Origin of the sequence: Streptomyces sp. NPDC086519, from assembly GCF_040686075.1 — a bacterium.
Taxonomy (GTDB): Bacteria; Actinomycetota; Actinomycetes; order Streptomycetales; family Streptomycetaceae; genus Streptomyces; species Streptomyces shenzhenensis.
On record NZ_JBFBJL010000011.1, the window covers coordinates 32,772 to 46,454 of the forward strand.

The following is a 13,683-nucleotide window of genomic DNA, read 5'->3' on the forward strand; positions in this document are numbered from 1 at the left end:
GCCGGCTCCTAGATGTGCGGGACATCGTCGGGGATGTCGTAGAAGGTCGGGTGCCGGTAGACCTTGTCGGCGCTGGGGGCGAAGAAGGGGTCCTTCTCGTCCCGGGTGGAGGCGGCGATGTACTCGGAGCGCACGGCCCAGATGCTGACGCCCTCGTTGCGCCGGGTGTACAGGTCGCGGGCGTGGGTGAGGGCCATCTGGTCGTCGGCTGCGTGCAGCGAGCCGACGTGGACGTGGTTGAGGCCGCGCTTGCCCCGGACGAAGATCTCGTACAGGGGCCAGTTCCCGGAGTCGCTCATGCCACTGCCTCCTCGCGGGCTCGGGCGGCCTGCTTGGCGGCGTGGGCGCCGGCGGCCGCACGCACCCAGGCACCTTCCTCGTGCGCGGCGCGCCGGCGCTCGACGCGCTGCGCGTTGCACGGGCCGTTGCCGCTGATGACTTCCTTCAGCTCGGCGAAGTCGGGGGTGCCGAAGTCGTGGTGGCCGCGCTCCTCGTTCCAGCGCAGCTCGGGGTCGGGCAGGGTCACGCCGAGCCGGGCCGCCTGCGGCACGGTCATGTCGACGAAGCGCCGGCGCAGTTCGTCGTTGCTGTGCCGCTTGATCTTCCAGGCCATCGACCGGGCGGAGTTGGGCGAGTCGTCGTCGGGCGGGCCGAACATCATCAGGGAGGGCCACCACCAGCGGTTCACCGCGTCCTGGACCATCTCCCGCTGGGCGTCGGTGCCGCGCATCATGGTCATCAGCAGTTCGTAGCCCTGCCGCTGGTGGAAGGACTCCTCCTTGCAGATCCGCACCATGGCGCGGGCGTAGGGGCCGTACGAGCTGCGGCACAGGGGCACCTGGTTGCAGATGGCCGCGCCGTCGACGAACCAGCCGATGACGCCGACGTCCGCGTAGCTGAGCGTCGGGTAGTTGAAGATCGACGAGTATTTCTGGCGGCCTTCGATGAGGCGCTCGGTGAGGTCCGCGCGGTCGGCGCCCAGGGTCTCGGCGGCCGAGTACAGGTACAGGCCGTGGCCTGCCTCGTCCTGGACCTTGGCGAACAGGATCGCCTTGCGGCGCAGCGACGGCGCCTTCGTGATCCACTCGCCCTCCGGCTGCATGCCGATGATCTCCGAGTGCGCGTGCTGGGCGATCTGCCGGATCAGCGTCCTGCGGTAGCCCTCCGGCATCCAGTCGCGCGGCTCGATCCGCTGGTCATGCGAGATCGTCGCCTCGAAATGGGACTCCAGATCGGGTCCGGCGTCCCTTCCGGCCGCTTCAGTCATCTCCACCAACTCCCAACCGACCATTCGTTCGGTTCATCATAAGGTGCGCACTCCCCGGTCTGGCAAGGGTCTGCGCCGATCAGCGCGGTGAGCGGCGCGGCCGGCGGGTGCCGAAGCGACGTACCGCGGCCCGCCACGGTCACCATGGGTAGAAGCCCTGCCCCGTCTTCTGCCCGAGTTCGCCGCGGGCCACCTTGTCGCGCAGCAGCCGCGGCGGTGCGAAGCGGTCGCCGAGGGCCTCGTGCAGGTGCTCGGCGATGGCGAGCCGTACGTCGAGCCCCACCAGGTCGGTCAGGCGCAGCGGGCCCATGGGGTGCTTGTAGCCGAGCCGCATGGCGTCGTCGATGGCCTCGGGCGCGGCGACGCCCTCCTCGACCATGCGGATCGCCTCCAGCCCCAGCGCCAGCCCGAGCCGGCTGCTGGCGAAGCCGGGCGAGTCCTTGACGACGACGTCCTGCTTGCCGAGCGCCCTGGTCCACTGGAGGGCCGCCTCGACGGTGTGCGGGGCGGTGCCGGGGGCGACGACGATCTCGACGAGCGCGGAGGCGGGCACCGGGTTGAAGAAGTGCATCCCGAGGAAGCGGTCCGGACGCCGGAGGACGGCGGCGAGGTCGGTCACCGACAGGGAGCTGGTGTTGGTGGCCAGGACCGCGGCGGCGCCCACCGCGTCCTCGGCGTCCTTCAGGAGACGGGCCTTGAGCGCCGCGTCCTCGGGCACGGCCTCCACGACCAGCTCGGCCTCCGCGGGCAGCGCCGCCATGGCGGGTACGGCGGTCACCCGGCCGGCCACCTGATCCGCGGCCTCGGCCAGACGGCCCCGGTCCGCGGCCCGGCGCAGGCTGCCGGCGATCCGCTCCAGCGCCGCGGCGGCGGCCTGCGCCCCGCTCTCCACGACGGTGACGGCCGAGCCTGCGGCGGCGAAGGACTGGGCGATCCCCGCGCCCATGCGGCCGCCGCCGATGACCACGACGGTCCTGGGTGCCGACGTCATACGGGTCTCCTCTTCTGCTCCGGGTTCTTCGACGCATCCCCCGATGCGGTCTTCGATACGTTCGTCGACGCGTTCTTCGACGTGCTCTCGGACGCGCGCCTCTGCAGGAAACGTGTCATGCGGTCCTTCTTGTCCTGCCCCTCGAAGAGCACGGCCTGTGCCAGGTCGTCGGCGAGGGGGTGGGCGCCGGGCGAGTCGACGACGAGTTTCGTCAGCCGCAGGGCGGTGGCCGAGGAGCGTGCCATCCGGTCGAGCAGCGCGTGGGCCGCCGTCAGCAGTTCCTGGGCGGGCACGACGTCGATGACCAGGCCCGCGGCGAGCGCGGCCGGCGCGTCGAGGGTGCGGCCGGCGAGCAGGATCTGCTTGGCGACCGACTCCCCGACCAGTTCGGGCAGCCGCCAGCAGGCGCCGGCCGCCGCGAGGATGCCGAGGCCGGGCTCGGGATTGCCGAAGACGGCACCGGGGCCGGCGATCCGCAGGTCGCAGGCGTACGCCAGCTCCGCCCCGCCGCCCAGGGCCCAGCCCTCGACGGCGGCCAGGGTGGGCATGGGCAGCCGCCGGACGCGGTCGAACAGGCGGCTGTTGATGCCCTGGAGCGCCTCGTCGCGGCCGCGCTCCAGCAGTTCGGCGATGTCGGCGCCGCCCGCGAAGACCCCGCCGTGTCCGGTCAGGAGGAGCAGTCTGGGATCACGCTCCAGCCGCTCGCAGACCTGGTGCAGTTCGCTGATCATCCGGCCGCTGATGGCGTTGCGGGCCTCGGGCCGGTGGAGGGTCACGACGACCCGGTCGGCGCGCTCCTCGACCAGGAGGGTGTCGTACGACGTGTTCACACCCGCTCCACGAGGAGTGCGACGCCCTGGCCCACGCCGACACAGAGGGTGGCCAGGCCGCGGCGGCCGTTCTCACGTTCGAGGCGGCCGAGCAGGGTGAGCAGGATGCGGGCGCCGGAGCAGCCGAGCGGATGACCGAGGGCGATGGCGCCGCCGTCGGCGTTGACCTTGGCCTCGTCGAGCTTGAGGCGGCGGATCACCGCGAGCGCCTGGGCGGCGAACGCCTCGTTGAGCTCCACGGCGTCCAGGTCGGCGGCCTGCCAGCCCGCGCGGGCCAGGGCCTTCTCGGTGGCGGGGACCGGGCCGAGCCCCATGAGGTTGGGCTGCACGCCGGCGGAGGCCGAGGCGACGATCCGGGCCCGCGGGGTGAGGCCGTAGCGCTCGACCGCGTCGGCACTGGCGACCACCAGGGCGGCCGCGCCGTCGGACAGCGGTGAGGAGGAGCCCGCCGTGACGACGCCGTCCGCACGGAAGACGGTGCGCAGGGAGCCCAGCTTCTCCAGGGTGGTCGAGGGGCGGGGGCCCTCGTCCCGGGTGACCGCGCCGTCGCGCACCGGTACGGGCACGATCTCGCGGTCGAAGCGGCCCGCCTCCTGGGCGGCCACGGCCCGCTGGTGGCTGCGCAGCGCGAAGGCGTCGGAGTCGGCACGGGTGATGCCGTCGAGGGCGGCGACCTCTTCCGCGGTCTCGCCCATGGACAGCGTGACCTTGACCGCGTCGGGTCCGGCGTCCCCGGGCACGGCGCGGTCGGCGGCGGTGAAGCGCGGGTTGGTGAACCGCCAGCCCAGGGCGGTGTCGTGCACCTGTCCCGGCTTGGCCCACGGGGTGCCGGGCTTCTCCATCACCCAGGGCGCCCTGGTCATGGACTCCACTCCCCCGGCGACCACGAGGTCCGCCTCACCGGCGCGGATCGTCTGGGCGGCCGAGGCCACGGCGGTCAGGCCCGAGGCACAGAGCCGGTTGACGGTGTAGCCGGGCACGGTGTGCGGCAGTCCGGCGAGCAGCACCGCCATCCGGGCCACGTCCCGGTTGTCCTCGCCCGCCTGGTTGGCGGCTCCCAGGACGACCTCGTCCACGGCTTCGCCCGGGACGCCGGAGCGCCGGACGGCCTCGCCCACGACGAGGGCGGCGAGGTCGTCGGGCCGTACGGCGGCCAGGGCGCCGCCGTGGCGGCCCTGCGGGGTACGGGCACCGTCGATCAGATAGACGTCGGGCATCAGGCGGTCTCCTCGGCTCCGGGGTGGACGGGGCGCCGTCGCCGCGGGTCGCCCTCGCCGCGGGGCGGCGGGCGGCCGATGGCGCAGGCGGCCCCGGACAGGGGCCGCCGGGCACTTCCGCGGCCTGCTGTCCACCTCTTGACATGCAGGTGTGTTGCTGGATTACTTGACCTCGCCGCACGCTAACCGAATGTTCGGTCGGTTCACAAGGTGGTGGAAATGACCCCCCAGGTACCCGGTACCGCGCCTGGCCCCGTCGAGACGATGTTCGCCGCGGACGAGGCGTCCCGGCGGCTGGGGATCGAGTTGCTGGAGCACGGCGAGGGTACGGCTGTACTGCGGATGACCGTGACCGCCGCGCAGGTCAACGGACACCGCATCGCCCACGGCGGACACGTGTTCCTGCTCGCCGACACCGCGTTCGCCTGCGCCTGCAACAGCCACGGGCCGGTGACGGTCGCCGCCGGCGCCGACATCGACTTCGTCGCGCCCGCGTACGAGGGCGACGTGCTGGTCGCCACCGCTCGGGAGCGGGTCCGGTTCGGCCGCAGCGGTGTCTACGACGTGAGTGTCGTGCGCGGCGACGAGGTGATCGCGGAGTTCCGCGGCCGCAGTCGCACCCTGCGCACGCAGAATGAGGAGCCGCAATGAGCAGCGAAGTGACCGCGCCCGACCGCAGGGGCACCCGCCGGGGAGAGCCGCTTCCCGAGGCACTGCTGGACGAGGCCGAGCGGATGTCCCGCGAGGAGGTCCAGGCGCTCCAGCTCACCAGGCTGCGCACGACGTTGCGGCACGCGTACGACAACGTGAAGCTGTACCGCGAGAAGTTCGACGCGGCCGGTGTGCGCCCGGAGGACTGCCACACCCTCGCGGACCTCGCCCGGTTCCCCTTCACGACCAAGGCCGACCTGCGGGACACCTACCCCTTCGGCATGTTCGCCGTGCCGATGTCCGAGGTGCGGCGCGTGCACGCCTCCAGCGGCACCACCGGCCGCCCCACCGTCGTCGGGTACACCGAGAACGACCTGTCGATGTGGGCGGACGTCGTCGCCCGTTCCATCCGGGCGGCCGGCGGCCGTCCGGGACACAAGGTCCATGTCTCCTACGGCTACGGCCTGTTCACCGGTGGTCTGGGCGCCCACTACGGCGCCGAACGCGCCGGCTGCACCGTGATCCCCGCCTCCGGCGGCATGACCGCCCGTCAGGTGCAGATCATCCAGGACTTCCGGCCCGAGATCATCATGGTCACGCCCTCCTACATGCTCACGCTGCTCGACGAGTTCGAGCGCCAGGGCGTCGACCCGCGCTCCACTTCCCTGAAGGTCGGCATCTTCGGCGCGGAGCCGTGGACGGAGGAGATGCGCCGCGAGATCGAGGAGCGCCTGGACATCCACGCGGTCGACATCTACGGGCTGTCCGAGGTCATCGGCCCCGGGGTGGCGCAGGAGTGCGTGGAGACCAAGGACGGCCTGCACGTCTGGGAGGACCACTTCTACCCGGAGGTCGTGGATCCGCTGACCGACGAGGTGCTGGCCGGGGGCGAGAGCGGCGAGCTGGTCCTCACCTCGCTCACGAAGGAGGCGCTGCCCGTCATCCGCTACCGCACCCGGGACCTGACGCGGCTGCTGCCCGGTACGGCGCGTCCCGGTTTCCGCCGGATCGAGAAGATCACCGGCCGGTGCGACGACATGATCATCCTTCGCGGGGTCAACGTCTTCCCCAGCCAGGTGGAGGAGATCGTGCTGCGGACGCCCGGGGTGGCCCCGCACTTCCAGATCCAGCTCAGCCGGCGCGGACGGATGGACCACATGACCGTCCGCGTGGAGGCACGGCACGACGCCGCGCCGGCCGACCGTGAGGCAGCCGCCAAGGCCATCGCCCAGGGCATCAAGGACGGCGTCGGCGTCACCGTGGAGGTCGCCGTCGTCGACCCGGAGACGCTGGAGCGCTCGCTCGGCAAACTCCGCCGGGTCAAGGACCTGCGGCAGTCCTAACTCCGTGGCGGACACCGGGCCGGGGTGTCTACTGTCGTCGTCATGCCCGAGCTCCAGTCGCTCCGCCTTGACCACGCCCCGGCACTGCTCGTCTTCGAGCAGGAGAACCGCGCCTATTTCGCGGCGACCATCCCCGATCGCGGCGACGACTACTTCGCCCGGTTCGACGAGCGGCTGCGGGCACTGCTGGCCGAGCAGGAAGCCGGGATCTGCTACTTCCATGTGCTGGTCGACCCCGCGGGCGCGGTGCTGGGGCGGGTCAATCTGGTGGACGTCGCCGACGGCGCCGCCGACCTGGGGTACCGGATCGCCGAGCGGGCCGCGGGACAGGGGCTGGCCACCTCGGCCGTGCGGGAGGTGTGCCGGCGTGCCGTCGACTCCTACGGACTGACCGCCCTGCGGGCCGCCACCACCCTCGACAACACCGCCTCCCGGGCGGTCCTGGCCCGGACCGGATTCACCGTGACCGGTGAGACCCGGCTCTCGGGCCGGCCGGGGCTGACGTATCTGCGCAGTCTGCGGCCCTGATCGGGGGTGCGGGCGGCTTGGTCCGGTCTTCGCAGGGGGCCGGGTGAGCGCTCCGCAACGGGCAGAGCCCGGCGTCGTGGGCGGCGGGCAGTGCCTGGGTCCAGCCCGGCCCGAGAGCCCTGGGCGGGCACGGCTCAATGCGGGGCAACGGCGCCGGGCGGGGCGGCCGCGGCGCCGGTGGGCACCGCGGCCGCCGTCGGGTCGGTCAGCCGGTCACCGGCCTGCCGCGGCCCCAGGCCCAGGCCAGGCGGTCGGCGCCGGACTGGTTGGTGGTGGCCAGCCAGGGGCGGGACGCGTCGCCGATCAGCTTCTGGATCGAGTAGGTGTCGTCGGTGCGCAGGCCCGGCCAGTACACCGAGCCCATGCCGAGCTTGCGGAACGTGTCGGTGTCGGCCTGGATGAAGTTGACGGAGTTGTCGTCGGGAGCGGGCTTGTCGTAGTCGAGGCCCGTGGTCATCGGAGCGCCGAACTCGTCGGCGACCGTGCGGTCGGCACAGTCGCCGAGCCGCTCCTTGAGGTCGGCCACCCACTGGTCGTAGGTGGCGTAGCTCTTCCAGAAGCCGTAGTGGTGCAGGGAGAGGTAGGTGCCCTTCAGGCGCGGGTCGGCGCAGACGGTGGTGACGTGGTCGTTGTAGCCGGCGCCGCTGACGAAGACGCGGTCGTGCGGGACGGACGGGTAGGCCGCCAGCCACTTCGCCGCCAGGTCGGCCCATTCGGCGTCGGTGTAGCCGTGCGGCTCGTTCATCGGCTCGAAGTAGACGTGGGGGTCGTGCCGGTAGGCCTTCACCACGGTGTCCCACATGGGCCAGTAGGTGGCCTCGTCGTCGATGAAGCCGTCCTTGTCGGCGCCGGTGCCCTCCCAGTAGGAGACGATCACCTTGAAGCCCTGCGCCGAGGCCGCGTCGATGACCCCGCGGTACGACTTCCAGTACGAGCCGTTGACCGTGTACGGGTTGATGGGCAGCCGTACGGTGTTGGCCCCGAGGTTGGCGCGGAAGGCCGCGATCACGCGGGTCGCCTTGGCGTAGGTCCGGGCGTAGCTGTCGGAGAGCGACAGGCCGGACAGGACCACGGGGTCGTCGGCGTAGTTGTCGCGCGGGTCGGCCCAGTTGACGCCCTTGAACTGGCTGGTGCCGTGGCCGGGCGCGGCGGCGGAGGCGGCCGCGGGGCCGCCGATGAGGGTGGTGGCGCCGACCGCGGCGACCGCGACCGCCGCGAGGGCGGCGCGGGTGCGGGGGGTGATACGGGTTCTGGCGGGGGTCTTGCGCATCGACGTGCCCTTTCGAAAGACGGCGGCTCGGCGCGGGGGGATCGGATCCCAGGATGCGTGTTCACGTAAACATCAGGCGGACGTGTTCACGTGAACATCCGCTGCGCGACGTGTGGACGGGATCTCCGTCCGGGCTGGTCACATGGCGATGTTTACGTAAACTCGAAAGCGTCGGAATCGTGGCACCCGCTCCTGCGGCCGTCAAGATTCCCGGTCCCGACTTCCTGTGTATGAAGGAGACTTGAGGGGTGGGGCGATGGTCCTGAACGAGCCGGAGCAGCCGGCCGCACCGGCCGCGGGCGGTGCGGGGCGGCGCGGTTCCGGGGTGCCGGGCGGGCGCCGCAAGCAGCGGGTCTCCATGGCGGACGTCGCCGAACTCGCCGGTGTCTCCTCGCAGACGGTCTCGCGGGTGTCCAACGGGCATGCCGGGGTGATCGCTGCCACCCGGGAGCAGGTGCTGGCCGCGATGCGCGAGCTCGGCTACCGGCCCAACAGCGCGGCCCGCGCGCTGCGTTACGGCCGGTTCAACACCATCGGGGTGATCCTGTTCAGCCTGTCGTCCACGGGCAGCAGCCGCACCGTGGAGGCGATCGCCACGCATGCCGCCGCCGAGGGCTACGCGATCACCCTCATCCCCATCGACGTGGCCACGCAGGACAACGTGCTGGGCGCCTTCACGCGGATGGGCGAGCTGGCGGTGGACGCCGTCATCGTCATCATGGAGATCCATCTGCTCGACACCGCCACCGTGCAACTGCCCCCCGGTGTCCACGTGGTGGTCGTGGACTCGGACGCCGGGGACCGCTACGGCGTGGTCGACACCGACCAGGCCGACGGCGCGCGCAGGGCCGTCCGGCATCTGCTGGAGCTGGGCCATCGGACGGTGTGGCATGTGGCGGGCCCCGAGTCCTCGTACGCGGCCCAGCGCCGCGCCCAGGCCTGGCGGGCGGTGCTGGAGGAGGCGGGATGTCCGGCTCCCGCCCCCTTCCGCGGCGACTGGTCGGCCGAGTCCGGTTACGCGGCCGGGCTCGCGCTCGCCGAAGAGCCGGACTGTACGGCCGTGTTCGCGTCCAACGACCAGATGGCCCTGGGGCTGCTGCGCGCCTTCCACGAGCGGGGCCGGTCCGTCCCGGCCGACGTCAGCGTGGTCGGCTTCGACGACACTCCCGACGCGGCCTTCTTCATCCCGCCCCTGACCACCGTCCACCAGGACTTCGCCGAGGTCGGCCGCCGCTGTGTGGAGGGCGTCCTGCGCCAGATCCGCACCGGCGACGACTCCCGCCCCGGCACCGACCTCGTCCCGGCCCGCCTGGTGATCAGGGACAGCACCGCCCCGCCGCGCACGACGTGACGGCGCTCAGGGCGTCGCGCAGGGCCGAGCCGGCCAGCGGAAGGCCGTCCCAGCGGGCGGCGATGTGGCCGTCGGGGCGGACGAGAAGGGCGCCGCCGTGCGGGCTCAGGCCGTACCGGCCGGCGTGTTCCCCGGGCAGCGGTTCGACGCGCAGCGGCCAGGGCCCGGTGGCGTGGCGCAGCCAGCGGCCGGGGTCCGGGGTGAGCAGGGTGAACCACTCGCCGAGCGTGTCGAGTGTGGAGCGGCCGGGGGTGAGCCAGTGATGGGGCATGCGGTGGCCCGGCCGCGCGGTGGGCACGTACTCGGTGCCGGAGGCCTCGGGCGGGTCGTCGTCGCCGAGGACGGCGGCGGAGTCGTAGGCCGTACCGAGCACCAGGCCGAGCTGTGCGAAGTACCGTTGCGACCAGGGCAGTTCGACCGGTGCCGCCGAGCCGCCGCGGAGTTGTTCCCGGCGCAGGTTCTGCACCTGGCGCAGGAGCCGGGTGTTGGCGACCGCCTGGCGGAGGGTCTCGCGGGCGACCGGCTGCCGCTCGGTTTCGTACGTGTCCAACAGTGCGGTCCCGGCCCAGCCTTGGAGCACGCCGGCCAGTTTCCAGGACAGGTTGTGCGCGTCCGCGACGCCGGCGTTCATGCCCAGGCCGCCGATCGGCGGGACCGCGTGCGCGGCGTCCCCGGCCAGCAGGATCCGGCCCCGCCGGAAGCTCTCGGCGACGTACGCGGTCATCGGCCAGTGCTGGACCCGCACCACGTCGGCCCGGACGCCGGCACCGGAGCCGAGCGCGTGCGAGACGCGGCCGGACCAGTCGGCCTGCCCGGTGCCCTCGGGGCTGGGGCCGAACCAGGCCCAGCCGCCCTCCGGATAGAGCGGCGCGAAGGTGCCGAACGCCGTGAAGTAGACCCCGGCGGGCTGGTGTGCGCACCAGCGAGCCAGGTCGGCGTCGAAGACGACGGTGGTGTAGTCGCCGAGCGTTCCCGGCCCGGCGGTGGCGATGCCCAGCAGCTTCCTGACCGTGGAGTTCGCGCCGTCGGCGGCGACCACGTACCGGGCCCGGACCCGGCTCCGCGCGCCGCGCTCGCCGTCGACGAGTACGGCGAGGACCCCGTCCGCGTCCGCTTCCAGGCCGACGAGTCCGGTCCCGAACCGCACCTCTCCCCCGGGGGCGGCGAGCAGGGTGGGCTCCAGCCGGTCCTGCGAGGTGACCACGCCGACGACCGGGCTCTCGGGGACCGGGGCGCGCACCCCGACCATGACGGCGCCGGCGAAGTCGGGGTCGTGCAGGGTGTCGCGGAAGCGCACCCGGCCGTACTCGGGTGCGAAGGCGTCCGCCGTGATCTTCTCGGCGATCCCGAGCTGCCGGAAGATCTCCATGGACCGCACGTTGACCAGGCGGGAGCGGGGAAACGGGGAGAGCTCCCGGCGCCTGTCGACCAGCAGGGCCGGCACACCCCAGCGGCCCAGCAGCGCCCGCGCGGTGAGCCCGACCGGCCCGCCGCCGACGATCAGCACCGGTACCTCCGCATCCGCTCCAGACATGGCTCCATGATCGTGCCCGGGCGCCCGGCCGGCGTCCCGGCCCGCGGGTGTCCACCCGAACGGATCTCCGCCCCCGGAGGTGGCAGGGCCGGGGATGACGGGGGACGGTACGGGGTACCCGGGCCGGGACCGTGGTGAAGGGCACCGCGCGCGCGTGGGAGTTCTTCCATGTCCCTGACGCATCCTGCCGAGCGCTCCCGTGACGGGCGCGGCTGGTTCGAGCGGCTGGCCGAGGCTGCCTCGAACATGACCAGCTCGATTGCGTTCATGTGCTTCTGCGTCACCCTGGTCGCCGCCTTCGTCGCCGTGCACCTCTCGGGCCTCGGACTGACCTGGCAGCTGCTCGTCGGCGACGTCATGACCTCCGTGAACCTGCTGCTGCTCGCCCTGCTGAAGAACTCCGAGCGCCGGGCGGAACACGCCATCCAGCGCAAGCTCGACAGCATCGCCGCGGCGCTGCTCGACCAGCGCGACGGCGAGCACTCGGAGGAAGCGGCCGAGGAACTGCGCAAGGCGATCCGGATGGAGGAGGAGCTCTGATCCCGGCGACGCCGGCGGGCGGGCCGCCGGGCCCGGACCGGGTCCTCGTACCCTGGTCGATGTGTCTGCCGTCCACCTGCATCGCGTCGCCGTCCTCGTGCTGGAGGGAGCCAAGCCCCTCGACGTCGGTATCCCGGCGCAGGTGTTCACGACCCGGGCGAGCATGCCGTACGAGGTACGGGTGTGCGGCGCGGCGCCCGGTCTGGTCACCGGCGGGGACGGGCTGTCGTACCACGTCGCCGACGGCCTGGACGCGCTGGAGTGGGCGGAGATCGTGTTCGTGCCGGGGTACCGGTTCCCGGACCGGGACGACCCGCCGCAGGCGGTCGTCGACGCGCTGCTCGGCGCGCACCGGCGGGGCGCGCGGCTGGCCGCCATCTCGACGGGGGCCTTCGCGCTCGCCGCGACGGGCCTGCTCGACGGCCGGCGGGCCACCACGCACTGGCACTACACGCGGGCCCTCGCCGAGAAACATCCGCTGGTCAAGGTCGACGAGAACGTGCTGTTCGTCGACGAGGGGAGCGTGCTGACGTCGGCCGGTGCGGCCTCGGGGATCGACCTGTGCCTGCACATCCTGCGCGGCGACCTCGGCGTGGCCGCCTCCAACCACGCGGCCCGGCGGCTGGTGGCGGCCCCCTACCGCAGCGGCGGCCAGGCGCAGTACGTGCCGCGCAGTGTGCCCGAGCCGCTCGGTGAGCGGTTCGCCGCGACCCGGGAGTGGGCGCTGCACCGGCTCGGCGAGCCGCTCACCCTCGACGCGCTCGCCGGGCACGCCGGGGTGTCGGCGCGTACCTTCTCGCGGCGGTTCGCGGAGGACACCGGGTACACGCCGATGCAGTGGGTGATGCGGGCCCGTGTCGACCTGGCCCGGGAGCTCCTCGAACGGTCGGAGCGGAGCGTCGAGCAGATCGCCGACGACGTCGGCCTCGGCACCGGGGCCAACCTGCGGCTGCACTTCCAGCGGATTCTCGGCACGACGCCGAGCGACTACCGGCGCACCTTCACCAAGGGCGAGTAGGACTGCCGGGGCGCCGGCCGGACGGCGGGACGGCCGGATGGCGGGATCCTTTTGAACCATGGCGATCTCGCCGCTGTCCCGGCTGGGCGCGGGCCGCGAACCTGGTGGTGTAGCGAAGGGACACCACTTATGACTCGTATCGCCGTCAACGGATTCGGCCGCATCGGACGCAATGTGCTGCGGGCCCTGCTGGAGCGGGACAGCACCCTGGAGATCGTCGCCGTCAACGACCTCACGGAGCCGACAGCCCTCGCGCGGCTGCTCGCCTTCGACTCGACGGCCGGCCGTCTCGGGCGCCCGGTGAGCGTCGACGGGGACGTCCTCGTCGTCGACGGCCGCCGTATCAAGGTCCTCGCGGAGCGCGAGCCGGCGCAGCTGCCGTGGGCCGACCTCGGCGTGGACATCGTGCTGGAGTCGACCGGCCGCTTCACCTCGGCGAAGGCCGCCCGCGCCCACCTCGACGCGGGCGCGCGGAAGGTGCTGGTCAGCGCGCCGTCGGACGGGGCCGACGTGACGCTGGCGTACGGCGTGAACACCGACGCGTACGACGCGGAGCTGCACACGATCGTCTCCAACGCCTCGTGCACCACCAACGCGCTCGCCCCGCTGGCCGCGGTGCTGGACGAACTCGCCGGAATCGAGCACGGGTTCATGACGACCGTGCACGCGTACACCCAGGAGCAGAACCTCCAGGACGGCCCGCACCGCGACCCCCGGCGCGCCCGTGCCGCGGGGGTCAACATCGTGCCGACCACGACCGGCGCCGCCAAGGCGATCGGTCTGGTGCTGCCGAACCTCGACGGCAAGCTGTCGGGCGACTCGATCCGGGTACCGGTGCCGGTGGGCTCGATCGTCGAGCTCAACACGACCGTGTCGCGGGACGTCACGCGCGACGAGGTGCTGGCCGCGTACCGCGCGGCGGCCGAGGGGCCGCTCGCGGGCGTCCTCGAGTACTCGGACGACCCGCTGGTGTCGTCGGACATCACGGGCAACCCGGCCTCGTCGATCTTCGACTCGGCCCTCACCCGCGTCGACGGTCGCCACGTCAAGGTGGTCGCCTGGTACGACAACGAGTGGGGCTTCTCGAACCGGGTGATCGACACGCTCGAACTGCTCGCGCGCTGACGGGTACCGAAAGACGAA

14 protein-coding genes are annotated in these 13,683 nt (G+C 72.7%); 7 read left to right on the forward strand and 7 right to left on the reverse strand.

Annotated features, from left to right (window positions below; genetic code table 11):
• Positions 1-8 precede the first annotated feature (8 nt).
• The 5 genes from paaB to AB0P24_RS13015 form a co-directional block, all read right to left on the reverse strand.
• Positions 9-299, reverse strand: coding sequence for a 1,2-phenylacetyl-CoA epoxidase subunit PaaB (gene paaB, locus AB0P24_RS12995; protein ID WP_365793184.1), 291 nt, complete (start codon positions 297-299; stop codon positions 9-11).
• Positions 296-1,267 carry a 1,2-phenylacetyl-CoA epoxidase subunit PaaA gene (gene paaA / locus AB0P24_RS13000; RefSeq protein ID WP_365793186.1) on the reverse strand — a complete coding sequence of 324 codons (972 nt, stop codon included), beginning with the start codon at positions 1,265-1,267 and terminating at the stop codon, positions 296-298. The genes paaB and paaA overlap by 4 nt, the downstream gene beginning before the upstream one ends.
• Before the next feature lie 139 nt (positions 1,268-1,406).
• Positions 1,407-2,258: a 3-hydroxyacyl-CoA dehydrogenase family protein gene (locus AB0P24_RS13005; RefSeq protein WP_365793188.1), complete on the reverse strand. Its 852-nt coding sequence runs from the start codon at positions 2,256-2,258 to the stop codon at positions 1,407-1,409.
• Positions 2,255-3,088 (reverse strand): enoyl-CoA hydratase/isomerase family protein, encoded by an 834-nt coding sequence (locus tag AB0P24_RS13010; RefSeq protein ID WP_365793190.1) that lies wholly within the window; start codon positions 3,086-3,088, stop codon positions 2,255-2,257. Before AB0P24_RS13010 ends, AB0P24_RS13005 begins: the two co-directional genes overlap by 4 nt.
• Positions 3,085-4,305 carry a thiolase family protein gene (locus AB0P24_RS13015; RefSeq protein ID WP_365793192.1) on the reverse strand — a complete coding sequence of 407 codons (1,221 nt, stop codon included), beginning with the start codon at positions 4,303-4,305 and terminating at the stop codon, positions 3,085-3,087. Before AB0P24_RS13015 ends, AB0P24_RS13010 begins: the two co-directional genes overlap by 4 nt.
• Positions 4,306-4,524: 219 nt before the next feature.
• Between AB0P24_RS13015 and paaI the strand changes: the two genes are divergently transcribed.
• From paaI to AB0P24_RS13030, 3 genes are read left to right on the forward strand one after another with little or no spacing between them, the layout of a single operon-like run.
• Positions 4,525-4,956 carry a hydroxyphenylacetyl-CoA thioesterase PaaI gene (gene paaI / locus AB0P24_RS13020; protein ID WP_365793194.1) on the forward strand — a complete coding sequence of 144 codons (432 nt, stop codon included), beginning with the start codon at positions 4,525-4,527 and terminating at the stop codon, positions 4,954-4,956.
• Positions 4,953-6,299 (forward strand): phenylacetate--CoA ligase PaaK, encoded by a 1,347-nt coding sequence (gene paaK / locus AB0P24_RS13025; protein WP_365793196.1) that lies wholly within the window; start codon positions 4,953-4,955, stop codon positions 6,297-6,299. The genes paaI and paaK overlap by 4 nt, the downstream gene beginning before the upstream one ends.
• Before the next feature lie 42 nt (positions 6,300-6,341).
• A complete protein-coding gene (locus AB0P24_RS13030; protein ID WP_365793198.1) occupies positions 6,342-6,827 on the forward strand; it encodes a GNAT family N-acetyltransferase in 486 nt (161 codons plus the stop codon).
• Between the two features lie 205 nt (positions 6,828-7,032).
• Here the strand turns inward: AB0P24_RS13030 and AB0P24_RS13035 are convergent, their stop codons facing one another.
• Complete coding sequence (locus AB0P24_RS13035; RefSeq protein ID WP_365793200.1) at positions 7,033-8,097, reverse strand: cellulase family glycosylhydrolase; 1,065 nt, start codon at positions 8,095-8,097, stop codon at positions 7,033-7,035.
• A gap of 358 nt (positions 8,098-8,455) precedes the next feature.
• On the opposite strand from AB0P24_RS13035, the gene AB0P24_RS13040 reads away from it, so the two are divergent.
• On the forward strand, positions 8,456-9,448 hold the full coding sequence (locus tag AB0P24_RS13040) for a LacI family DNA-binding transcriptional regulator (protein WP_365793419.1): 993 nt from the start codon (positions 8,456-8,458) through the stop codon (positions 9,446-9,448).
• Here the strand turns inward: AB0P24_RS13040 and AB0P24_RS13045 are convergent.
• Positions 9,414-10,982 (reverse strand): FAD-dependent monooxygenase, encoded by a 1,569-nt coding sequence (locus tag AB0P24_RS13045; protein ID WP_365793202.1) that lies wholly within the window; start codon positions 10,980-10,982, stop codon positions 9,414-9,416. The two genes, AB0P24_RS13040 and AB0P24_RS13045, sit on opposite strands and share 35 nt — an antisense overlap.
• Before the next feature lie 168 nt (positions 10,983-11,150).
• Between AB0P24_RS13045 and AB0P24_RS13050 the strand changes: the two genes are divergently transcribed.
• From AB0P24_RS13050 to gap, 3 genes are all read left to right on the forward strand, one after another.
• A complete protein-coding gene (locus AB0P24_RS13050) occupies positions 11,151-11,522 on the forward strand; it encodes a low affinity iron permease family protein (protein ID WP_365793204.1) in 372 nt (123 codons plus the stop codon).
• Between the two features lie 61 nt (positions 11,523-11,583).
• On the forward strand, positions 11,584-12,540 hold the full coding sequence (locus AB0P24_RS13055) for a helix-turn-helix domain-containing protein (protein ID WP_365793206.1): 957 nt from the start codon (positions 11,584-11,586) through the stop codon (positions 12,538-12,540).
• Positions 12,541-12,669: 129 nt separating this feature from the next.
• Positions 12,670-13,665, forward strand: a complete 996-nt coding sequence (gap, locus tag AB0P24_RS13060; protein ID WP_365793208.1) for a type I glyceraldehyde-3-phosphate dehydrogenase — start codon at positions 12,670-12,672, stop codon at positions 13,663-13,665.
• The last annotated feature ends 18 nt before the right edge of the window (positions 13,666-13,683 follow it).